This is a genomic window from Xanthomonas sp. WHRI 10204, assembly GCF_040202875.1.
Classification (GTDB): Bacteria; Pseudomonadota; Gammaproteobacteria; order Xanthomonadales; family Xanthomonadaceae; genus Xanthomonas.
Map to the genome: position 1 here is coordinate 105,577 of NZ_JBEGDW010000004.1, position 21,718 is coordinate 127,294.

Annotated in this window: 23 protein-coding genes, 1 tRNA gene and 3 other RNA genes; 11 read left to right on the plus strand and 16 right to left on the minus strand. The window is 65.5% G+C overall.

Going from position 1 to position 21,718, the window contains the following annotated elements; all coding sequences use genetic code 11:
* Window positions 1-3 precede the first annotated feature (3 nt).
* Window positions 4-1,329 (plus strand): ABC transporter permease, encoded by a 1,326-nt coding sequence (locus ABQZ00_RS20655; RefSeq protein WP_323538929.1) that lies wholly within the window; start codon window positions 4-6, stop codon window positions 1,327-1,329.
* 285 nt (window positions 1,330-1,614) lie between these two features.
* Window positions 1,615-2,730, plus strand: coding sequence for an alpha/beta fold hydrolase (locus ABQZ00_RS20660; RefSeq protein ID WP_115559849.1), 1,116 nt, complete (start codon window positions 1,615-1,617; stop codon window positions 2,728-2,730).
* 46 nt (window positions 2,731-2,776) lie between these two features.
* Here ABQZ00_RS20660 and rarD read toward each other — a convergent pair whose 3' ends face one another.
* Window positions 2,777-3,694 carry an EamA family transporter RarD gene (gene rarD / locus ABQZ00_RS20665; RefSeq protein WP_311239099.1) on the minus strand — a complete coding sequence of 306 codons (918 nt, stop codon included), beginning with the start codon at window positions 3,692-3,694 and terminating at the stop codon, window positions 2,777-2,779.
* Entirely contained in the window at window positions 3,691-4,587 is an 897-nt protein-coding gene (gene yedA / locus ABQZ00_RS20670; RefSeq protein WP_115514160.1) for a drug/metabolite exporter YedA, read from the minus strand. Before yedA ends, rarD begins: the two co-directional genes overlap by 4 nt.
* A 332-nt stretch (window positions 4,588-4,919) precedes the next feature.
* On the opposite strand from yedA, the gene ABQZ00_RS20675 reads away from it, so the two are divergent.
* Window positions 4,920-5,348 (plus strand): Rap1a/Tai family immunity protein, encoded by a 429-nt coding sequence (locus ABQZ00_RS20675; protein ID WP_323539061.1) that lies wholly within the window; start codon window positions 4,920-4,922, stop codon window positions 5,346-5,348.
* Window positions 5,349-5,378: 30 nt separating this feature from the next.
* On the opposite strand, the gene ABQZ00_RS20680 is transcribed toward ABQZ00_RS20675, so the two are convergent.
* The 4 genes from ABQZ00_RS20680 to ABQZ00_RS20695 form a co-directional block, all read right to left on the minus strand.
* Window positions 5,379-5,454, minus strand: a non-coding RNA gene (locus tag ABQZ00_RS20680) — sX9 sRNA.
* Window positions 5,455-5,604: 150 nt separating this feature from the next.
* Window positions 5,605-7,257 (minus strand): M28 family metallopeptidase, encoded by a 1,653-nt coding sequence (locus ABQZ00_RS20685; RefSeq protein ID WP_503064311.1) that lies wholly within the window; start codon window positions 7,255-7,257, stop codon window positions 5,605-5,607.
* A 122-nt stretch (window positions 7,258-7,379) separates the two neighbouring features.
* A non-coding RNA gene (locus tag ABQZ00_RS20690) (sX9 sRNA) lies at window positions 7,380-7,455 on the minus strand.
* Window positions 7,456-7,615: 160 nt separating this feature from the next.
* On the minus strand, window positions 7,616-8,560 hold the full coding sequence (locus ABQZ00_RS20695) for an MBL fold metallo-hydrolase (protein ID WP_323538930.1): 945 nt from the start codon (window positions 8,558-8,560) through the stop codon (window positions 7,616-7,618).
* A 62-nt stretch (window positions 8,561-8,622) separates the two neighbouring features.
* Between ABQZ00_RS20695 and ABQZ00_RS20700 the strand changes: the two genes are divergently transcribed.
* Window positions 8,623-8,698: non-coding RNA, sX9 sRNA (locus ABQZ00_RS20700), on the plus strand.
* 192 nt (window positions 8,699-8,890) lie between these two features.
* Here the strand turns inward: ABQZ00_RS20700 and ABQZ00_RS20705 are convergent.
* The 5 genes from ABQZ00_RS20705 to rocF all read right to left on the minus strand — a co-directional run bounded on the left by ABQZ00_RS20705 (window position 8,891) and on the right by rocF (window position 12,198).
* Window positions 8,891-10,180 carry a tryptophan--tRNA ligase gene (locus ABQZ00_RS20705; protein ID WP_323538931.1) on the minus strand — a complete coding sequence of 430 codons (1,290 nt, stop codon included), beginning with the start codon at window positions 10,178-10,180 and terminating at the stop codon, window positions 8,891-8,893.
* A 161-nt stretch (window positions 10,181-10,341) separates the two neighbouring features.
* The gene (locus ABQZ00_RS20710; RefSeq protein ID WP_115514165.1) at window positions 10,342-10,551 is read right to left on the minus strand and encodes a CsbD family protein; all 210 of its coding nucleotides are present in this window, start codon (window positions 10,549-10,551) and stop codon (window positions 10,342-10,344) included.
* Window positions 10,552-10,799: 248 nt separating this feature from the next.
* The gene (locus ABQZ00_RS20715) at window positions 10,800-10,934 is read right to left on the minus strand and encodes an entericidin A/B family lipoprotein (RefSeq protein WP_005989324.1); all 135 of its coding nucleotides are present in this window, start codon (window positions 10,932-10,934) and stop codon (window positions 10,800-10,802) included.
* Between the two features lie 78 nt (window positions 10,935-11,012).
* Window positions 11,013-11,165, minus strand: coding sequence for an entericidin A/B family lipoprotein (locus ABQZ00_RS20720; RefSeq protein ID WP_055847227.1), 153 nt, complete (start codon window positions 11,163-11,165; stop codon window positions 11,013-11,015).
* Window positions 11,166-11,274: 109 nt separating this feature from the next.
* The gene (rocF, locus tag ABQZ00_RS20725) at window positions 11,275-12,198 is read right to left on the minus strand and encodes an arginase (protein ID WP_055850197.1); all 924 of its coding nucleotides are present in this window, start codon (window positions 12,196-12,198) and stop codon (window positions 11,275-11,277) included.
* Between the two features lie 319 nt (window positions 12,199-12,517).
* Here rocF and ABQZ00_RS20730 point away from each other — a divergent pair, with 319 nt between their 5' ends.
* The 5 genes from ABQZ00_RS20730 (at window position 12,518) to tmk (ending at window position 16,412) form a co-directional block, all read left to right on the plus strand.
* Window positions 12,518-12,970, plus strand: coding sequence for a roadblock/LC7 domain-containing protein (locus ABQZ00_RS20730; protein WP_323526216.1), 453 nt, complete (start codon window positions 12,518-12,520; stop codon window positions 12,968-12,970).
* A 68-nt stretch (window positions 12,971-13,038) separates the two neighbouring features.
* Window positions 13,039-13,398, plus strand: a complete 360-nt coding sequence (locus ABQZ00_RS20735; RefSeq protein WP_055847222.1) for a roadblock/LC7 domain-containing protein — start codon at window positions 13,039-13,041, stop codon at window positions 13,396-13,398.
* Window positions 13,399-13,492: 94 nt separating this feature from the next.
* Window positions 13,493-14,410, plus strand: a complete 918-nt coding sequence (locus ABQZ00_RS20740; RefSeq protein ID WP_323538932.1) for a hypothetical protein — start codon at window positions 13,493-13,495, stop codon at window positions 14,408-14,410.
* The gene (locus ABQZ00_RS20745) at window positions 14,407-14,946 is read left to right on the plus strand and encodes a GTP-binding protein (protein ID WP_055847218.1); all 540 of its coding nucleotides are present in this window, start codon (window positions 14,407-14,409) and stop codon (window positions 14,944-14,946) included. Before ABQZ00_RS20740 ends, ABQZ00_RS20745 begins: the two co-directional genes overlap by 4 nt.
* Window positions 14,947-15,728: 782 nt before the next feature.
* Entirely contained in the window at window positions 15,729-16,412 is a 684-nt protein-coding gene (tmk, locus tag ABQZ00_RS20750) for a dTMP kinase (protein ID WP_055847214.1), read from the plus strand.
* Window positions 16,413-16,669: 257 nt separating this feature from the next.
* On the opposite strand, the gene ABQZ00_RS20755 is transcribed toward tmk, so the two are convergent.
* On the minus strand, window positions 16,670-17,596 hold the full coding sequence (locus ABQZ00_RS20755; RefSeq protein WP_323538933.1) for a helix-turn-helix domain-containing protein: 927 nt from the start codon (window positions 17,594-17,596) through the stop codon (window positions 16,670-16,672).
* Between the two features lie 128 nt (window positions 17,597-17,724).
* Between ABQZ00_RS20755 and ABQZ00_RS20760 the strand changes: the two genes are divergently transcribed.
* Window positions 17,725-18,165, plus strand: a complete 441-nt coding sequence (locus tag ABQZ00_RS20760; RefSeq protein WP_323538934.1) for a YybH family protein — start codon at window positions 17,725-17,727, stop codon at window positions 18,163-18,165.
* 110 nt (window positions 18,166-18,275) lie between these two features.
* A complete protein-coding gene (locus tag ABQZ00_RS20765) occupies window positions 18,276-18,665 on the plus strand; it encodes a nuclear transport factor 2 family protein (protein WP_055847206.1) in 390 nt (129 codons plus the stop codon).
* 54 nt (window positions 18,666-18,719) lie between these two features.
* Here the strand turns inward: ABQZ00_RS20765 and ABQZ00_RS20770 are convergent.
* The 4 genes from ABQZ00_RS20770 to birA all read right to left on the minus strand — a co-directional run bounded on the left by ABQZ00_RS20770 (window position 18,720) and on the right by birA (window position 21,661).
* Window positions 18,720-18,795 (minus strand) — tRNA-Thr (locus ABQZ00_RS20770).
* Window positions 18,796-18,827: 32 nt separating this feature from the next.
* Window positions 18,828-19,691: an SPOR domain-containing protein gene (locus ABQZ00_RS20775; protein ID WP_323538935.1), complete on the minus strand. Its 864-nt coding sequence runs from the start codon at window positions 19,689-19,691 to the stop codon at window positions 18,828-18,830.
* A gap of 279 nt (window positions 19,692-19,970) precedes the next feature.
* Window positions 19,971-20,699, minus strand: a complete 729-nt coding sequence (locus ABQZ00_RS20780; RefSeq protein WP_323538936.1) for a type III pantothenate kinase — start codon at window positions 20,697-20,699, stop codon at window positions 19,971-19,973.
* The gene (gene birA, locus ABQZ00_RS20785; RefSeq protein ID WP_503064312.1) at window positions 20,696-21,661 is read right to left on the minus strand and encodes a bifunctional biotin--[acetyl-CoA-carboxylase] ligase/biotin operon repressor BirA; all 966 of its coding nucleotides are present in this window, start codon (window positions 21,659-21,661) and stop codon (window positions 20,696-20,698) included. Before birA ends, ABQZ00_RS20780 begins: the two co-directional genes overlap by 4 nt.
* Window positions 21,662-21,718: the final 57 nt, after the last annotated feature.

Consider the following 21,718-nt stretch of genomic DNA (forward strand, 5'->3'; position numbering starts at 1 on the left):
AGCATGCACATGCAACGCAAATGGAAAGATCGTGGCGTCACCTTGTTGTCCGTCGTGCTGCTGGCAGTCGGCCTGGGGCTGTGGATCGCGCTGCCGTGGATGTGGTTGCTGCCGATCGCGGTGCTGCTGGCGGTGTGGTTGGTGGTCACGCGCAGTGGCCGCCTGTCGCTGGCCGCCGCACGCATCGGCATCGCAAGCTTGCCGCAACGCTGGGGCTCCACCTCGGTGATCGTGGTCGGCATTGCCGGCGTGGTCGGCGTGCTGGTGGCGATGCTGGCGATGGGCCAGGGCTTCCAGGCCACGCTCAACAGCACCGGCGACGACACCACCGCCATTGTCTTGCGTGGCGGCTCGCAGGCGGAGACCAACTCGGTGATCACCCGCGACCTGGTGCCGCTGATCGGCAGCCTGCCGGGGATCGCCACCGATGCCAACGGGCGCCCGATGGTGTCGCCGGAATTGTCGCAAGTGGTCAATATCGCTTCGCGCTCCGATGGCACCGACGTCAATGCGCAATTGCGTGGCGTGGGCGAGCTGGCCTGGGGCGTACATGACAAGGTCAAGATCGTGCAGGGCCGCCGCTTCACCACCGGCCTGCGCGAAATGGTGGTCGGCAAAGGTGCGTTGAATCAGTTCCGCGGCCTGGAGCTGGGCAAGACGCTCACCCTGGGCAGCCAGCAATGGACGGTGGTGGGCGTGTTCGCCTCCGGCGATGCGCACGATTCGGAGATGTGGACCGATGCGCAGACGCTGGCCACCACCTACAACCGCCGCGCGTACCAGTCGATCACCGTGCGCACCGCTGGCAAGGCCGGCTTCGATCAGTTCAAGACGGCCATGGCGGCCGACCCGCGGCTTAAGCTGGATGTGGAAACCACGCGTGCGTATTACGGCAAGCAAGGCGGCGGATTGAACCGCCTGATCAGCATCCTGGGCACGGTGATCGGCGCGATCATGGCGGTGGGCGCGGTGTTCGGTGCGCTCAACACCATGTATGCGGCGGTGGCCACGCGTGCGCGTGAGATCGCCACGATGCGGGCGATCGGGTTTCGCGGCACGCCGGTGATCATGGCGCTGATGCTGGAAACCATGCTGCTGGCGCTGCTGGGCGGGCTGCTCGGCGGGTTGATCGCCTGGGCGGTGTTCAACGGCTACACCGTCTCCACACTGGGCAACAACTTCAGCCAGGTGGTGTTCCAGTTCAAGGTGTCGCCGGAGCTGCTGTGGAGCGGGTTGAAGTGGGCGCTGGGCATTGGCCTGGTCGGCGGGCTGTTCCCGGCATTGCGCGCGGCGCGCTTGCCGATCACCACCGCATTGCGCGAGGTGTAGGCAGTCCTTTGGAGTGCCGGGATTTGAGATTTGGGAGTGGGGATTGGTCACGGCGAAGGCGCGATGCCGGTGGCGGCGGCATCGTGGCTTCTCCGGTTTCAGGAGGTTGTTGAACCGCCTGGGGTTGGGCGTCGGGATTTGAAGTCGCCGCCTCCGTCGCCGCAGCGCTGCCTGCAGTAACTGAATGTATTGCAGGCTGTCATCGTTTTGTCACCGCAGTGCGGTAGATGCGCGAGCCGGGCAGGCCGTAGCCTGCTCGGCCGTTTGATCCAACGATGTGCCGCTATGACGCGCCTGTTTCTGCTGGCCTGCGCCTGCCTGTGGCTGGCCGGCTGTTCTTCGTCCTCCACCTCGCTCAGCGAGCGCCTGGTCGCGCCCGGTGGCGTGTCGCCGTTGCTGGACGAAGAACGCATCGCCGCCACCATCGCCACGGTACCCAACCGCAGCGGCCATGTGGTCACGCGCGATGCGGTGCCGATCTTCTGGCGTGCGATCGATCCGGGCCAATACGCCATGCACTACCGCTACCTGGGTCAGCGCAACGACCCGGCACATGCGCTGGATGTGGACTTCAGCTTCAGCGTGCCCCGCGTGCCGCCACCGACGCCACGCGGCACCGTGGTGTTGCTGCACGGCTGGATGATGGATGGCGATTCGCTGCTGCCGTGGTCGCTGGAATTGGCACAGGCCGGCTATCGGGTGATCACCATCGATCTGCGCAACCACGGCCATTCCGGCGGTGGGCCGTCGGGCTACGGCACGCGCGAGTCCGACGACGTGATCGATGTCATCAACGCACTGCAGCCGCGCGGCGAAATCCACGGGCCGCTGTATCTGTTCGGCATTTCCTATGGTGCGGCCACCGCGCTGTTCACCGCCGACAAACTCGGCCCACGCGTGGCCGGCGTGGTGGCGATGGAATCCTTCGCCAACGCCGGGCGCGGCATCCGCGACATGGTGCCGCACTTGCTGACCAGCCAGCCCAGTGGCTGGCGCGGGCACGCGGTGGCGGCGTACGCACGCTGGCGCTATGCCGACCAGAATCTCGATGCGGTGATCGCCGCCGCCGACAGCCAGCTCAAGCTGGATCTGGACCACGTCGATGTGGCGCAGGCGCTAGCCGACACGCGCAGCTGTGTGTTGTTGCTGCATGGCGATGCCGATCAGCACATTCCGGTGGCGCATGGCCGCGCACTGGCGCTGGCCAGCACGCGCGCGCATTACGTCGAGTTGCGCGGCGAAAATCATCTGAGCCTGCCGCTGCGGCTGGACCTGCTGGGCGCACCGATCGACCACTGGCTGGCGCAGGTTCAACAGAGCCCCGGCCACTGCCCCGCTCCGCAGGCACTGCCGGCCTCCACGCTGGCGGTCGCGTTGCCGGTGCCGGTGCCGAGTAGCTGATCGAGCAATCGCTGCGTCCTTCGCACAGGACGCAGCCGGCACGCGCTCAGCGCACCGCCACCGGCTGCCGCGCGCGCAGCACGCTGTCGCCGACAAACAGCAGCAAACCGGCCCAGATCGCAGCGAATCCAATCGCACGCCCCTGATCGAACGGCTCATGGAAGAACCACACGCCCAGCAACAGCTGCAGGCTCGGCCCGATGTATTGCAGGATGCCCACCAGCGACAGCGGGATACGCCGCACGCCATACGCAAACCCGATCAGCGGCACCGCCGTGACCACGCCACCGAAGATCAGCAGTAGATCGGTGCGCAGATCCCAGCCGCTCAGGAACGCGCCGCCGTGGCCCTGCTCGCCCCAACCCGCCAGCAGCAGCGCCGGCACGAACAGATACACGCTTTCCACGCCCAGGCCGGCGACCGCATCCACCGCCACCAGCTTGCGTAGCAGCCCATACATACCGAACGACACCGCCAGCCCCAGCGCAATCCACGGCGGCGCACCGGCATCGATGGTCAACCACAGCACACCGATTGCGGCGCACACCACGGCCAGCCACTGGATGCCGCGCAGGCGCTCTTTCAGCACCAGCACGCCCAGCAACACGCTCAGCAATGGATTGATGAAGTAGCCCAGGCTGGCTTCGATCACATGCCCGGCGTTGATCGCCCAGATATACAGGCCCCAGTTGAACGCGATCGCCACGCTGCTGCCAGCCAGCATCCACAACGCGCGCGGCTGCGCGGCAATCGTGCGCCACCAACGCAGGCCCGAGGTCGCCACCAGCCACGCCACCACCAGCACCGTGCTCCACACGATACGGTGCGCAATGATCTGCAGCGATGGCACCGCCTTGAGCAGATGCCAATACAGCGGCACCAGACCCCAGATCACGAAGGCAGAGGCGGTAATCAACAGACCGCGCCGCGCGTCCTCCGCCGGCACCGGCACGGGCGTACTCATCGCCGTGCCCTGGCCAGGGTGACCACCAGCACGCCACCCAGAATCACCGCCATCGCGCCGATATCGTGCGCGGTGAATTGCTCATGCCCCAGCCACGCCCCCAGCGCCACCGCAATCACCGGATTGACGTAGGCATAGCTGCCGGCCAGCGCCGGGCGGACGTGATGCAGCAGCCACACGTACGCAGTGAACGCCACGATCGAGCCGAACACGCACAGGTACGCCACCGCCAATAGTCCCTGCGACGTCGGCCAGGCCTGCGGGCGCTCGCCGATCAGCAGGCCGGTGCTCACCAGTAGCACACCGCCGCACAGCATCTGCCCGGCGGCGGTCATGAAGGGCGATGGCAGATCGCGTCCACGCGACCACACCGAGCCGAATGCCCAGCCGATCGGCGCGATCAGCAACAACACCAATCCCCCCGGCGTTGCGGTGAGACTGCTGCCGGCGTTGAGCCACACCACGCCCAGAAATCCGATCACGATGCCCAGCCATTCGCCACGGCTGGCATGCTGCCCGCGCAACGCGCCGAACAACGCCATCCACAGCGGCACCGACGCCACCGACGTGGCCGCCAAGCCCGAAGACACGCTGCGCTCTGCCAGCACCACCATGCCGTTGCCGAGCAGCAACAAGGCCGCGCCCATCAAGGCCACGTTCTTCCATTGCGCACGCGTCGGTGCCGCCACGCCGCGCCAACGCAGCACGCTGTAGAGCACGCTGCCGGCAATGATGAAGCGCGCGCCGGACACCATCGTCAGCGGCTGCGCGCCGCCTTCCAGCGCAAACCGGATCGCCAGATAGGTCGAGCCCCAGACCACATAGACCAGCAGCAACGCGAGAGCGACCAACCCGCTGCGCGCAGGCGCGGCAGCGTCGTGAGAGGAAGACATCGGACCAGGGCCAAGTGCAGCGGAAGCGGTCATTCTAGAGCACCTGCCCAAGCCCAAAAACGGCTGACGGCACCTGGCAGGCACGCATCAGGCGCGTGAACGGCGTACACCAACACCACTGCACGCGTGGCATGTTGCTGATGCGCCACGGCTGCGTCTGCCTGGCCGCAACCTAAGGACGGCTGCATGCGGGTATGGACGGCGCACAGGAACTGGCGCCTATCTGACACATGCCGATGCGGAGCACCAGCTGCGCGTGTCTGCTGGTCGCGCAGTCGCGGCGCGGGGCGCTCCAAGGCGTTACATGCATGCCCTTCGCCGCCTTGCGCGCTATGGTGCAACTCACCCCTCATTGCGGAGCGCAGATGCTACGTCGCCTTCCCTGGCTGGCCATGGCCGCCCTGACCGTTCTCTCCACCACCGCAGCGGCACGCACACTCGAGCCGTGGGAACTCAGCGGACGCAAATTGATCGAGGCGGGGCTGGATGGCTCGCTGGCGCCAGAGATCAACGCACCCAACCAGCCCGAACTCAAGGTCATGGTCTCGGCCAGCCGCGCCGGCGCCTACGTGCTCGGCGTGGCCAGCACCAGCTATCGCACGCAATGGTGCATGCCGGCGGGCAAGGCCGGCCCGCCGGATCTGCTGCCGATCATCGCCGATATCACCGCGCTGCCCGATGCGCGTCTGGACGAAGCCGCTCCCGGCCTGATCATCGAAGCGCTGCGCAAGCGCTATCCCTGCGGCAAATCTAAAAAATAAAACTGCAGCCGACGCTCCGCGCTTTAGAGCGGCTAACAAACCGTAGCGAGCAGTCGTCAGGTGGGTGTGGACGGCGCGGAGGAACCGGAGTGTACGGCTGGTACATGCCGATTCCGAGCACCGGCCGCGCCCGCCTGGCGGCTGCACAGTAGTTTTGTTAGCTGCTCTTAGCGGTTGGATGCGCTGCGCACGGCCATCGCTAGCCATGCAACGCCCGGCCCGGTCACACCGCAGCGGGCGTTTGACCCGTCAGGCCTTACTTGCGCGCGGCATCGCTCTTGGCGCGGATGGCCTTGAATTCCGAGCCATCCTGCCAACTCGGCCACTGCCGGCCATTGGCCAGCGCCACGCCTACGTCGTAGACCAGCGTGGTATCGGCCGCATGTCCGGTGGCATCCCATTGCGGAGTCCAGCGGTCGCAGGGCTGGTGATAGCAGTCGGCGAAGTATGTATCGCGCAATGCCTTGCCCGCCTTGACGCCGCCTTTGAGCATGTCCAGTCCCGGGCCTGCGGTGATCGCCGGCACGCCCATGCGCGCGAAGGCGAAATGATCGGCGCGGTAAAAGAAGCCCGCTTCCAGATTCGGGTCCGGCGAATACGTGCGATCGCGCGCTTTGGCGGCCTGTTCCAGATCGCCTTCCAGCGACACGCGGCCACGGCCCCACGAGGCGATATCGCGTGTCGGGCCGTCGGGGCTGAACATCTCCATGTTGAGCACCGCCACGGTCTTGTCCAACGGCGCCAGCGGATGCGCCGCGTAGTAGTTGGCACCGAGCAAGCCCTTTTCTTCGGCGGTCAATGCAATGAAGTACAGCGTACGATGCGGCTTGGGGCCGGCGGCGAACACGCGCGCCAGTTCCAGCACGCTGGCCACCCCGGTGGCGTTGTCCACCGCACCGCGTCGCACCGTATCGCCGCTGGCATCGGCCTTGCCGATCCCGAACGCATCCCAGTGCGCGGAGAAAATCACCGTCTCGTCCGGATGCTGGGTGCCGGTGAGCTTGGCCACCACGTTATGCGTGACCACGCGTTCGCGCTTGAGCTTGAAGTCCACCGACAACGTGGCATCGCCCAGCGCCATAGGTGCGAAGTCGCGCTGCTGCGCGCGCTGCTTGGCCTGTTCGAAATCCAGCCCGGCCTGCGTGAACAACGACGCTGCCAAGCTGCGCTGCATCCAGCCACGCACCGGCACGTGTTGCGCACGCGCATCGGCATCGCTGCGTTCGATATCGAACAGCGGCGACAGGCCCGAGCTCTGCACCGTGGCCCAGCCATACGCGGCCGGCGCGGTCTCGTGCACGATCAACACACCGGCGGCGCCGCGGCGCGCGGCTTCTTCGTACTTGTAGGTCCAGCGGCCGTAGTAGGTGACCGCCTTGCCGTCGAACGCGCCCGGCTGTGCGGTGTCGAAGTCGGCATCGTTGATCAGCACCACTGCGATCTTGCCGCGCAGGTCCACGCCTTTGTAATCGTCCCACTGCCGCTCCGGCGCGCTGATGCCGTAACCGACGAACACCAGCGGCGCATTCTTCAACGCCACCTTGTCGATCGGCCGCAGGCTCTGCAAGGTCACATCGGTGCCGTTGACCAAGGTCTGCGTCTTGCCGCCCACACGCAGCGTGGCGCTGACCGGGCCCTCCACCTGCGCGCGCACCAGCGGCACAGCCTGTGTCCAACCGCCCTGCTCGCCACCCGGCTGCACGCCGGCGGCCTTGAACTGCTCGACCAAGTAATCGACGGTGCGCTGCTCGCCCGCGCTCGCCGGCGCACGGCCTTCGAATTCATCCGATGCCAGCAAGCGCACGTGCCGCGACAACGCCTCCGCATCGATGCCGCCACCCGGCAAATCGTTGGCGGCCTGCGCCACACCTCCCACAAACAGGCAGGCGGACAACAACAGGATGCGCATCGGGTTCACGGCGTGGCCTTGCAACAGATAGATGACACACAGTTTACAAGCGTGGGCCAACACCGGAGCGCAACGACACGAGAATGCATTCAATTGCATGGACTGCATGCCTGGCTAAGGGCGGCTAACAACACGTCGCGAGCAGTCGTCAGGTGGGTGTGGACGGCGCGGAGGAACCGGGGTGTACGCGTGGCACATGTCGCACCGAGCACCGGCCGCGCCCGCCTGACGGTGAGCACAGTCCTCCGACTTACTTTCTCAAGGCGTAGGTCAGCGTGAGAGCTAATCGAATTGTTGACGGCATCCACGCCGCAATTGATGCAGCGTTCTAGAGATTTTGTTAGCCGCTTCAGGCGCGCTAACTGGTCCGCGTTGCGCGATCCAGCCAACACGCCAGGCCCTGCGCGTTGAGTTCGATATCGGTGGCCAGCAGCTGTGCCACCGCCGCGTCGTCCAGGCGGCAGCCGTGCAGGCGGGCGCGCTCCAGATACAGTTCGGTCAACCCCGCCACCATGCAGCGATGGCGGTCCGTATGCTGTGCGCAGCTCAGTGCGATGGCGGTCATCGCATGGATCTGCTCGATCAGCGCCTGCGCCAATGGCTCCGGCAATGTGACCCGCCCGTAATGGGTCAGATACATCGCCTGCGGCGTGGTCTCCATCAGCCGCGCGATCGACTGCAGCATCGCCTCCGGCTCGAATTGCACCGGCGAAGAGGTCGGCAGGATGAAAGCGCCCTGCGCGCTATCGAGCTGGCGATACGACAGCCCGAAGGTGTCGCCGGTGAACCAGCTGCGACTGCGCGCATCCCACACGCATAGATGATGGCGCGCGTGTCCCGGCGTATCGATCGTGCGCAGCGCGCGTTCGCCCAGCAGCACAACTTGGCCATCGACCGCTTGCACTACGCGCTCGGCCGGCACCGGCACAATCTCGCCGTAACTGCGCGCCATTTCCGCCTCGCCATACACCGCGGTAGCACCGGCAATCAGCCGTGCCGGATCGATCAGGTGCGGCGCACCGCGCGGATGCACCAGCACACGCGCATTGGGCAGATGCTGCAGCAAGGCACCGGCACCGCCGGCGTGATCCAGATGCACATGGGTCAGGATCAGCCACTCCATCTGCGCCGGCGTCAGCCCGGCGGCTTGCACTGCCGCCAGCAGATGCGGCACCGACAGGGAAGTCCCGCAATCGACAAACGCCCCGCGTTGCCCCTCGACAATCAGATACGCCGCGTCGAACTGCACGCCGCCAAAGCCGGTATCGATGGTGTGGATGCTGGGATCGTTCAATGCTGTCATTCCTATTCCGTGGCGATAAGAGCACCTGACAAGACGACTGTGCGGCCGTTGTTCGTTACGGCATGTACCACGCGTACGCTTCGATCACTACGCGGCGTCCACACCCACCTGACAACTGCTCGCTACGTGTCTTTAGCCGCTTTAAAAGAAGACAGCCGCAGTGTAGGCGCAAGCAGTGCGTGCGCGGTGTACCGGTGGTTCCAGGCAACGATGCATGGGCACGATGGCTTCAAGCACTACGCAAGCGTCATGTTGAATCTCGGCATTGCAGCTGCGATGCAGTCCCCCACGCGCGCAAGGCGGTTGCCGCGCCTTGCGCGCCCGCATCGATCACGCCTCGCGCAGCGCCCGCATCGCCGCAAGGATCGCATCGGCTTGGACCTGTGCATGCACGCCCGGCAGCTGCAGATCGCTGGCCTGCTCGGCCTGTTTCAGCCGTGCAATCAGCTGGCCCGCATCGCGTGGCGAGGCAAAGCCGTCGCTCTGCAGCAGCAGTGCACCGGCACTATCGGTTAGCTTGAAATAGAACTGGCCATCGTTCTCGCGGTACTGCTTGAACACCGGCAAGGCGATTTTTTCACCCGCCTGCGCGGCCACAGGACCCGCCTGATCGGATAGATCGCGCAGACCCACCGCACTGCGCAGCTCGGCCAGCAGCGGCGTGGCATAGCGCGCACGCAGGCGTGCACCGCCGGCGCGCAGAATCGCTTCGATCTTTGCCGGATCGGCCATCAGCGTCTCGTAACGCGTGCGCAGCGGTGCGATCTCCTGATCGATCCGCTCGAACAACTGCTGTTTGGCGTCGCCCCAGCCGATGCCATCGGCAAATGCCTGCGCAAAAGCGGCCGTTTCCTGCGGCGTGGCAAACGCCTGATACAGCTGAAACAACGCCGAGCCCTGCGTGTCCTTGGCCTCGCCCGGCGCACGCGAATCGGTCAGGATCGAAAACACCAGCTTGCGCAGTTCCGCGCGCGGGGCGAACAACGGAATCGTATTGCCGTAGCTCTTGCTCATCTTGCGGCCGTCCAGGCCCGGCAAGGTGGACACCTGCTCGTCGATCACCGCATCGGGCAAGGTGAAAAAGTCGCGTCCATACACATGATTGAAGCGCTGCGCAAAATCGCGCGCCATTTCGATGTGCTGGATCTGATCGCGCCCCACCGGCACCTTGTGTGCGTTGAAGATCAAAATGTCCGCCGCCATCAGCACCGGGTACATGAACAATCCGGCGCTCACGCCGGCATCGTCGTCCTCGCCGTCGGCGCGATTCTTGTCCACCGCCGCCTTGTAGGCATGCGCGCGATTGAGGATGCCCTTGCCGGCGACACAGGTGAGCAACCACATCAACTCGGTGGTCTCGGGCACATCCGATTGGCGGTAGAACCAGACCTTGTCCGGATCCAGGCCGCAGGCCAGCCAGCTGGCGGCGATTTCCAGCGTGGAGCGCTGCGTGCGCGCCGGGTCCTGCGCCTTGATCAAACTGTGCAGGTCGGCCAGGAAGTAGAAGCTCTCCGCATCGTCGCCGGCGCTGGCCTGGATGGCCGGGCGGATCGCGCCGACGTAATTGCCAAGGTGCGGGGTGCCGGAAGTGGTGATGCCGGTGAGAACGCGAGTGGTCATCTGCGTAATGCCAGGGAGTCAGCGCGCAAGTTTAACGGTTCCGCGTGCTGCTCATCGCCTCAGCCCCGGCTGCGCGCCTGCCAGACGCAGAACGGGCCGCACAGGGCGGCCCGAGAGAATGCATCGCCGCCCACTATCGCGGGGGCGACGCGGTGTGCAGATCAGGTGTCGTCGCGCACGGACTTTTCGAACGCGCGAACTTCGGTCTGGGCGCGGTCGCGATCCCAGCCATAGCGTTCCTGCAGCTTGCCCTGCAGGTATTCGGCGTTACCTTCGGCAACCTTGAAATCGTCGTCGGTCAGATCACCCCACTTCGCCTGCATCTTGCCTTTGAGCTGGGTCCACTTGCCGGAAATGATGTCAGTGTTCATTGCGTTGACTCCGCTTGATGCGGCCGCGATTGACCGTGCTGTCAGGTTGCCGAGCGCTGCGTTTGTTACGCATCAAGAGGTGTCAACCCGGCAATCACGGCACTGAACGGGCGACCAAATGCGCTGACGTGGATCTGCGCATGCGCGCGCAGCACTGCAGCCGCGCGATCGGCGTGCGCTGAAGCGCAGTCAATTCGGCAAAAAAAAACGGGCCCTGCGGCCCGTTTTTCATTGCATGCGGCGTCAGATCACTTACGCGCTGCGTCTTCCACTTTCTCGCCAGCGCCCTGCACGTCCTTACCGGCACCTGCGACGGTGTTGCAACCCGACAACATCGCGACCGAGAACATCGACAGCACCAGCAGCACAATTGCACGCTTCATAACAGACTCCTTCGTGGGTAAAGCGGCGCGTTGCCGCAGATCAATCAAATCAAACAAACGCCACCCAGCGGTGACCGATCAGCACTTACCGTCGCTGCATTTCTCGGCGGTCTTTTCGACCTTGCCGCCCGCGCCCTGCATATCTTTGCCGGCGCCGGCCATTGTGTTGCAGCCAGTCATCACGCCGGCCGAGAACAGGCCCAGCACCATCAGTGTCAGCAGTCGCTTCATTGCTCTTCCTCGGTCTGCGCCCGGTGCCAACGCACCTCGCTTGGCGCCAAATCTGACTGCGCGGACGTGGATTTGATGTGAACGAGGGCCAGCCTCGTTCAGCGCTGGATCAATCTCGCATCAGCGTCGACTTGCCGAACAGGCTTTCGACCAGATCCACCGCCAGTTCGGCGGTGGCATTGCGGTTGTCCAGCACCGGATTGAGCTCGACGATATCCAGCGAGCCCATACGCCCGGTGTCGGCAATCATCTCCATCACCAGCTGCGCCTCACGGTAGTTGGGGCCACCCGGCACCGTGGTGCCCACGCCCGGCGCGATGCTGGGGTCGAGAAAGTCCACATCGAAGCTCACATGCAGGTGGGTGTCGGCGCTCATGCCCTGCAGCGCGGCTTCCATGGTGCGCTTCATCCCGGCTTCGTCGATGTAACGCATGTCGTAGACGTCGATGCGGTGCTGCTTGATCAGGCGCTTCTCCTCCGGGTCCACCGAGCGGATGCCGATTTGCCGCACCTGCTCGGGGAGCAGCGCCGGCGCACTGCCGCCCAGATGCGTCAGCGCCTGCGGTCCCAACCCGCACAGGCAGGCCACCGGCATGCCATGCACGTTGCCCGACGGGGTCACCTCGCTGGTGTTGAAATCCGAATGCGCATCCAGCCATAGCACCCGCAGCGGGCGCCCCTGTTCACGGCAATACCTGGCCACGGCAGTGATTGAACCGATGCCCAGGCAGTGGTCGCCGCCCAGCATGATCGGCATGCGTCCGGCCTGCAGCTCGGCGTAGCTGGCATCCATCAGCGCCTGGTTCCAGGCGACGACTTCGTCCAGATGCCGGTAACCGGCCTGCGGCAGCTGCCAGGGATTGCGCGGGCCGTCCAGATTGCCCAGATCGCGCACCTCCACGCCACGGCCGACCAAGGCCTCCTGCAACCCGGCGATGCGCAGCGCCTCCGGCCCCATCCGTGCGCCGCGGTGGCCGGCACCGATATCGGTGGGAACGCCAATCAGGGAAACCGGCACGTACTGCGTTGCCATGTATTGCTCCAGCATCGATAAAGCCCTGCAGTCTAGTGGCGCGCCCGCGCAGTGACGCGCGGCAGCGCAGCACGGCATGCCGTTTGCATCTGTCTGCGGGCAAAACGAACGGGTTTAGATCTGCCTTGTCGCGCCGCTACAGTGACGTGCCACGACACTTTGTGGCCCGCTGGACTTTGCAGATTCTGCTTGTCTGACCGCCCAGTTAAGCGCCTGAGGCTGGTGTGACTGCGCACTAATACCTCGGTGGTATGGTGCGCCGGCCAGCGCAGGACACGCATCACGTACGCGCTCGGGCCATCAGCAACAGGGGAGTTTCATGCCGCATAACGCCGTCAACCAGGTCGTCAAGGCTGCCGTGGGCGAAGTCGCGCGGGCGTCGCATCAGTACGACCTGCACCGGATCGGGCGCGAATTCGCACAGACCATCGAACGCGAGCCGGGGATTCGGCTGTTGATGCTGTCCACCGCCGATGGCCGCGCCATTACCGAACAATCCAGCCTGGATGTGGACGGGCGTCGCCTGGCCGCGATGGCCAATTCGTTCCTGACCCTGGGCGAGACGCTGGCCCGCGAGTCGAGCCTGAGCGAGGCCGATTACGCGACCATCAGCACGCGTGGCGGGCAACTGGTGCTGATCCGCATCCGCGCCGACAAGCCGCTGACGCTGACCGCCGTGGGCGGCTCCGATATCAATGCCGCTGCGCTGCTGTTCAATGCGCGCGACTGCGCCGGGCGCCTGGCCACAGCCCTGGCGCAAGCGACCGGCTGATGCCATTGGCACTGTTCGTGCTTGCATGAGAGCACCGATTTTTCTCACCGTTTGGAAGGGGACCACCGATGTCAAAACTCAATCTGGAACAATTGCATTCGCTCGCCGGTTTCGTCGGCGCCGCGCTGGTCGACAGCGATAGCGGCATGGCCCTGGGCATGACCGGCGGCACCGAGCTCAACCTGGAACTGGCCGCGGCCGGCAATACCGAAGTAGTGCGTGCCAAGCGCCGTATCGCCGAGCAGCTCGGCCTGCAAGACACCATCGAAGACATCCTGATCACGCTGTCGCGCCAGTACCACCTGCTGCGTCCGCTCGAGAGCAACGGAACGCTGTTTCTGTATGTCGTGCTGGACCGCGCCAAGGCCAATCTGGCGATGGCCCGCCACGAGCTCAAGGCGTTCGAAAAGACCCTGGATTTCAGTTGATGCCTGTCCGGCGGCGCACCCGCGTCGCCGACCCTGCCTGCCGGCGCGTACCGGCAGGTGTTGTCGTTCTTCTGCGCCAAAACGGCGCCATCTCATGACCACACCCATTCACGCCATGCGGGTCGCCACGGCCGGCCTGGATCTGCTGCACACCACGCGCCTGAAACTGGCGTGCTCGCTGCTGCTCGCCGAGCGTATCGACGTGCAGTTGGGCGAATGGCCGCAGCATGCGGCCGACGTGGTGGTGCTGGGCCTGGAAACGGCCGACGGCCTGGCCGCATGGCAGGCATTGCAAGGCCAGCCTGTGCGCGTCCTGGTCGTCTCGCGCACGCCTGTCGCTGGCGCCTGGCTCAAGCACGGCGCCACCGTGCGCGAACTCAACGAGCAGATGCGTCTGCTGTTGTCTTCGCCACATTCCGCCCAGGTGGCCGAACCGGCGCTGCTGTTGCGCCATTGCCGCGGCGAACTCGGCGCAAGCCCGGTGCTGCTGCGCACTGCGCACCTGCTGGTGCGCGTGGACCCCTCCAGTCGCTGCCTGCACCTGCCAGCCGGCGTGTCGCTATCGGAGCTCGTTGCCGCATTGGATCGCCCCGGTTGGCAGCGCGTGACCGGCGATGCCGATGCCGCTCTGACGCAGCGCCTCTCCTTCGAAGCGCTGTATTTCGCCCTGCCCGAGCACTTGCGCCCCGCGCTGCCGGCGGTGGAAGCCAGCCGTGCGTTGCAGCTACGGCAGTGGCCGGAGCTCAGCGCCGACACCAGTTCGCCTGCGCAGCTGCTCGCCATTGCCCACCTGCATGCGCGCCCCTGGCGCCCGCAGGCGCTGGCCAATGCTTGCAAGCTGCCGCTGCAGACGGTGGAATGCCTGTTCGCCGCCGCACTTGCCAGCGGCCTTGCCCAGACTGCGGAGATTCCCGTGCCTTCAACGCCGCGTCGCCCGGACAGCAGTAACTCCCGGTTCTTCTCCTGGGTCGCACGTCGGTTTGGCCTCTCTCTTTCTCAGGCGCAGTCTTGAGTCTTCCAGCCAACAAACTAGTGTTCGTTGGCGGCATGGGCGCCGGCAAGACCACCGCGGTGCGCGCCATCTCCGACGTGGAGCCGGTCAGCACCGAAATGCCGCTCAGCCAGGATGCCTACGGCGACAAGACCTACACCACGGTCGCGCTGGACTACAGCTCCATCGAGCTGGAAGACGGCGAATTGCTGCACGTCTACGGCGTGCCCGGCCAGAAATATCTGGATTTCATGTGGCCGCTGGTCTGCGACGGCGCGCTGGGCGTGATCGTGCTGAGCAATGCGCGCGACCCGCAGATGCTGGAGGCGACCCTGGCGTTGCTGCGTGAGTTTTCGCAGATCGCACCGGACGCCAGCCTGGCCGTGGGCATCACCATGACCGACGAGGTCGAAGACTTTCTGCTGCCGCCATTCCGCGATGCGCTGGTGGCCGAAGGCTTCCGCATTCCGGTCATGCGCGTGGATGCGCGCTCGGCCACCCAGATCACCTTTTTGGTGAAATCGCTGCTGTCCTATCGCTATACCTCGGCGAGCTGATCGCCCGGGCGCGGTACGTGTACGGCGGCGGGCAAAACGCCAAAAAAATAAACAAGGAATCCGGTCACGACGGGCCTAAAAGGGCGTCACGCGGGGGATGCCGCCTCTAGGGTGGCGGCGACGCGTCCTTCTTCCTTGAAGCCAGAAACGCGACTCAGTTGTACTACAAATGAGCGCTGTGTCTGACTTATTCAGTATGCCCAGCGGACAGAAGCAGTGACATCAGGACATTCCTGACATCGCGCAAGACATACCCGTGATACTGAATCGGGAATAGCGGCAGCGCCAGGTAACGCGGCGACCGGGGAACCCGTGAACAACCCGCGGTATCACGCGTAAACCGCACTTTCGGCGCAGACACAGTGATCGCCGCTGCACACAGCCAAAGACTGACGTCTTGCGGCGATTGCCGCGCTTGGCGGCGCGCGGGAGAGGTTTTCAGACCCTCGCCGGTACGTCCACTCGGCACCAGATGCACCATCGATCTATTCGACGGCGGGTTGTGTTCGAACGCTTGGTGCTTGTGCATGACAGATGGCGGGACGCGCATGCATGGCCCAACGTGCCCAGCAAGCGGGGCGCGATACGTGCCAGCGGGGCGCCGCCATCGTCGCCGTCCTGCGCAACCTGCTCATATGGGATGAAGGTCGTCTGGGATGAAGATCGTCGCCTGCGTCCACGCCCTGCCATTGCGTGTCCCAGCGCCCCGCAGCAATGCAGGGCGAACGCCCTGCAAGATCGCCAGCGACGGATCCATTGCCATGATCGGATAAAGTAGCGCGATGACAATCGAACTGAAGCCCGGCGGCTTGCTGATCGCGATCGAAGGTATCGACGGCGCCGGCAAGACCACCCTCGCTCGCAGCCTGGCCAACGCACTGGAAGCGGCCGGCGCACGCGTCGTGCTGAGCAAGGAGCCGACCAATGGCCCCTGGGGCACCCAGCTGCGTCAGTCCGCCGCCACCGGCCGCCTGAGCGCGGACGAAGAAGCCGAGCTGCTGATCCGCGACCGCCACGAACATGTGGACACGCTGATCGCCCCCGCATTGGCGCGCGGCGACATCGTGATCCTGGACCGCTACTTTCCGTCGATGGTCGCCTACCAGGGCGCGGCCGGCCTGCCGCTGGACGATCTGCTGGAACGCAATGCCTTCGCACCGCGCCCGGACGTGCTGCTGCTGCTCGACCTGCCGCCACCCACCGGTCTGGCCCGCATCCGCGCCCGCGGCGACGCACCCAACCACTTCGAAACCCAGGACAACCTGGAACGCTGCCGCGCCATCTTCGCCGCGCTGCAATTGCCGGGTAAACACGTCGTGGACGCCAGCGCCGATGCAGACAGCGTCTTGCGGCACACCCATGCCATTGTCGTGGCAGCCCTTGCCGAACGCTTGAGCGGCGACGCCGCACAGTCCGACGCCGGCAAGGCCGTGCTGGAACTGCTCTCGGCTGGTCGCCCGGCCTGACCTGCAAAGCGTCCTACCGCGCCCGCGCAGCCAGCAACACCGCTGCGCGATGTCGGTTTTCGAGCTGCGAGCTACGCGCGACTTACCCGCATACGGGAGCTCGGCCCGCTTATTGAGGAGCGCGGTTGCGCTGAGGGCACGGCCAGTCAGGTGTCCCGACGAAGCCGCTACCGCATCAGACGCGTCGCGCCATCACGTCCCGATGGCGGAGATGGCGGCGGGTCACCGCTCTTTGCGCAGTCGCATGCAGGCGGTCGCTATCGCTCGGCAACCCGATACCGCCGCCGAAATTCCGACGGCGTGCAACTCACTTCCCGCCTGAAAAACTTGTTGAAGTTGGTCGCTTCGTCGAAGCCTAGTTCCTCGGCGATTGCGGCAACCGGCAGGGATGTGTGCACCAGCAGGCGCTTGGCTTCCAGATTGATCCGTGCGGCAATGAAGGTCTTTGCGGTGGTGCCCATCGCCGCTTGCACTGCGCGCGCCAGGCTCTTTTCCGTGCACCCAAGTCGATCGGCGTAGTCGGCAACCTGATGCCACTGGGCAAAATAGTCTTCGACAAGCTGCTGGAACCGGTGGAAGCGGCGCAGCGCCGCAGACACCGCAACATCGCGCACGTGGGTACGGCCATGCAGAATGCTGAGCCGCGTCAGCAACGCATGCAGCTGATGACGCAACAGGGCGTGCACGTCTTCTTGCGGCGCCTCCATCTGCGTGTCCTGGCGCATCTGCACGATCACATCGGTCAGCCGCTTCAAGTCATCGCAACCGAGGTGCACATGATCCGGCAGTTTGCCCAGGTCGAAGGCGAGCTTCAGATCGCCCGGCGTTGTTGCTGCCGGCAGCACGAACTCCTGGCGGAAAATCACGTTCCAACCATCCCAGTCGTCCTTGATGCCATAGCTGTGCGCCTGGCCGGGCCGCACGATCACTAGCGAACCTGGCTCGCAGGCGATCGCCTTGAAGTCGATCAGCTGGGTGCACACGCCCTGGGTCACGCACAACAAGGTGTGGAATCCGTAACGGTGCGTCGCCTGCACTTCTTCCGGGGTTGCACGGGTTCGTAGATCGGCAACCGTGAAGACTTCTAGGTCGAGACCATAGGGGCCCTGCGGGTGATAGGCCAGCGGCAGGATCTGCGACCTCGCCTGCGCCTTCGCAAAACGGGTGCGCCCGGAACTGGTCATCTGCCCGCGCCAGTTGAAAGATGTCCGGAAATGATCATTAGCCGTCCACTTTGGACCGCTCGCGTCGGCGAATCAAGTCCAATAATCACTCCCACAGCACGCCCCCTACTTTCCTGAGAAGACAGACGATGCACGCCGATATCGAACAGATCACCCAGGCCATCCTGGCCGTGGACAACGGCATCAACGAACGCTGGAACAAGGGCGACGTCGATGGCGCACTGGAGGTCTACAGCGACGACGTGTCGTATTTCGATCCCCTGACCGCGCTGCGCCTGGACGGTCATGCGGCGGTGGAGGCCTACTTTCGCAAAGTGTTCGAGGGCAAGCTCAAGATCCTGCGCAACGACTATATCCAGCCGGTGGTAATGATCAGCGATAACCGCGACATGGCTGTGTTGCACTACAACCTGCAGAACATCCTCGGCGACGGCCAGGGCGGTGAGAAGCCGGGTACTCCCTGGAATTCGACACAGGTCTTCCGCTACATCGAAGGACGCTGGCGCGTCGTGCACGTCAATTGGTCGATCACGTTACATCCCGGCGCCCAGCAAAGTCTGATGTCCTGACCTATCACCGCTGACCGCACCGCGCTTTACTTCCACTAAAGATCGGCCAACCAGGCACCCGCGCCTGCAGGCCTTACACGCTGACATTTCAACCAACCAAGGAAACCACCATGAACAACATCGACACTGCCAAGTCCTACATCACCTCGGTCCAGACCGGCGACCACGCAACGCTGGGCAGCCTCATTTCGCCCGACGTGATCTGGCACCAGCCCGGCAACCATCAGTTCTCCGGCACCCACCGCGGCATGGCGGTCGTCGGGCCGATGCTGGGCAAGATGATGGAGGTCTCCAACGGCACCTTCGCCATCAGCCGTGCCGATGACTACATGGCCAGCGGCGACTGGGTGGCCATCACGCTGGAATTTTCCGGCCAGGCCAATGGCGTGACGCTCAAGCAGGCCGGCGTGGATCTGCTGCGCATCGAAGACGGCAAGATCGTCGAAGTCCGGCTGTTCTCGGCCGATCAAGTCCAGGAAGACGCATTCTGGGGAAGCTGATCGCCAAACCCGGCAGCGGGCGGGCCTTTCCGGGATACAGCGGAAAGGCCTTCGTGGTGCCGGCACCCGGATTCGAACTGGGGACCTACCGCTTACAAGGCGGTTGCTCTACCAACTGAGCTATGCCGGCAAAGGCAGGCGCGTTGCGCGCCGGTGCGCATTCTAGCGCAGCGCGGAGCAATCTAGCGATCGTTGCCGCGTTGCGCTTGCGGCGCTCTGCAACGCAGCGGCCGTCGCCGTACTGCGTATATCGACCCACCAGCGCGATTGGCCGCTGCCGCTGGGCACCAACTGCGCGGGAAAGCCCGCGCTCACCAGACTGGCCTGACGCCGCTCGGCGCGCTCGCGGCTCTGATACTGCCCCAGCGCAACAGTGTTGTCTTCGCCCTGGGCAATCACGTAATAGTCGCCGATGCCGGCGGCAGCAATGCGTTTGACCAAGGCCTGCGCCGTGGCGCGGTCGCCCACATTGGGCAACATCACCCGGAACGTGCTGATCCCGGCGTCGGCGTCCTCGCGCACGCTGGCGCGGCTGGCCTGGCCGCGAACGCGCGCCAGCGCTGCATCGGCATCGTTGCGTGCCGCATACGGCCCGACGCTGACACAGCGCTCCGGGGCGGCCGGCGGCGACGGCGACGGCACTGCTGCAGGCTTTGCGGCGGCGGTGGCTTGATCAACCGATGGGGAAGCGGCCTTCGCTGCCGCTGCAGGCTCGGCCGGACGGGGTGCTGTCTCGACCACCGCTGGCACTGGCTTCGGCACAGGCGTCGTCGCTGCAGTCGGCGCAGGGGCCGGCGCATTGGATGCAACCGTTGCACCCGCATCCGGCGTTCCAGCGGCTGTGACTTCTGGACGCGGCACCGCTGCTGTCGCCTTGGTCGGCAGCATCGGCAGCACGTCCAATCGGGCAACACCGGGCGGTTGCGGTGGTGCGGCCGGCGGCGCCGACGGTGGCTGCAACGCCCACCACAGTGCCACCCCGGCATTGAGGATGATCAGGACAACGATGAGCGCGCGTACGTACATGCGCCGATTTTAGAGCGTGTCATGGGGCTTGGGGGGAGTGCAAAGCGTCCTGTGCCGCGACGGGGCAAGGCGCGCAACGCAGTCTCGGCGCCCCCGATGGTCGTTTCCGTGCGTTGGCCCTCGGCAGCGCGTGCGCCAGGCAGCTCTGCCTGGGCTCTACAACGCTGGTGTGCCGAGCACACCGCTGCCGAATGTCGGAGCCAGCCCCACCGGCACCACAGCGCATCCGCTCCACACCGCCGGCGGCCAATGCCTCTCGTCCAACCCGCACAAGACGCTCTACGGCGAGGACGAATGCATCGCCCAGGTCGCCAGTCCATCCAGCACCAAGGCCGCGCGGAAGCTGGCATCGGGCAACAACGGCAGCAGCGGTGGCGCGCCGCCGCCGTGCACCAGCAGCCGCACCGGCACGCCCAGGCTGCGCTGCGCGTGGTGCAGGCTGCGCTCGATCAACGCCACCGCCGCGCCGTCGCAGCCGGAGGTCAAGGCATCGTCGGTGTCGTTGGCCAGCTCGACATACTCTCCTCCGCTGGCCGGCAACTGCACCGCACGCGCATGCAGCGCTTCGCGCATGGTGGTGGGCGAGGCGGCGATCCGCCCGCCGTGATGCTGCCCATCGGCACCGAGCACATCGATGGTCAGCGCAGTGCCCACCCCGGCCACCAGCACTGGTGCGTCGCCACGCGCACCCAGCAAGGCCAGAAAACGATCCACCCCAAAGCGGCTCGGGTCGGCATAGGCGATGCGGATGCCGGCGCATTCGGCTGCGGTCCGCACGATGCGGACCTGCTCGAAACGCTCCTGCAGGCAAGCGATCATCCGCTGCGTCAATGCGGGCGCCGCCACGCTGGCCACGTGCGCAATGCGCCCGGACGGCAACGCCGATAACGCCGCCGCATCCATCGCCTCGGCACCGTGCGCCCAGGCCTGCACGTCGCCGGCACGGTTGCCGTGCAGCGGGGCGTACTTGAAGCGCGAATTTCCCAGGTCGAACAACCACTCGCTCATGCAGGTCTCACGCTGACTTCTCCGGAGTGGAACAGGCGCACCGTTTCGCCCAGTTGCACGCGCAATGCACCATCGGCGGCCAGGCCAAGCGCCACACCACGATGCAGGGTGCCGCTTTCTTCAACCTGCACGGTGCGCCCGCTCAGCACATCCAGCGCCGCGTAGCGCGCTAGAAACGGGGCCAGCCCCTGCGCTTCGAACAGATCCAGTGCCGGCAGCAGGCTGGACAGCACCGCTGCCGCCACGCTGTCGCGCGACACCGCGCGCCCGGCCAGGGTGTCCAGATCCACCCATGGTTGATCGATCGCCGAGGCGGCGGCCGGCGGCATGTGCACGTTCAAGCCCAGCCCGATCACCGCACGCGCATTGCCGGCCATCTCGCCGCCGCCTTCGATCAGCAGACCGCCCAGTTTGCGCTCGCGCGCCAGCAGGTCGTTGGGCCACTTCAGACCGACATCGGCAAACCCGCACCCGCGCAGGGCTTCGGCCACGGCCACCCCGACCGCCAGGCTCAGCCCGGCCAGTTGACCCAGCCCGCCGCTGAAACGGCGCGATGCCGACAGATAGATGTGTGCGGCCAGCGGCGAGGTCCACTGACGGCCGCGGCGACCGCGCCCGCCGGTTTGACGCTCGGCCAGCAACACAGACACGCCGTGTTCCGGTGCTGGGCGCGCCAGCAGCGTGGTGTTGGTGGATTCCAGTGTCCAGGCCACCTCCAGCGCGGCCAGGCCCGCCACCGCGTCGGTTGCCATGGCGGCACGAATCCGCGCGGCATCCAGCAGGTCCAGCGGCGCGGCCAGGCGGTAACCATCGCCTGCCCGTCCGTCGATATCGACACCGGCAGCGCGCAAATTCTGGATGCGCTTCCACACGGCGGCACGGGTCAACCCGGCATCGCGCGCCAACGCATCGCCGGACAGCCGGCCGCTCGCAAGTTTGGCCAGCAACGCGCGGTCATCCACGGCAACGGTTCCCAAATCGATCCGCGAAAGTATGCGCCAAGCCTTCGCGACCGCCCA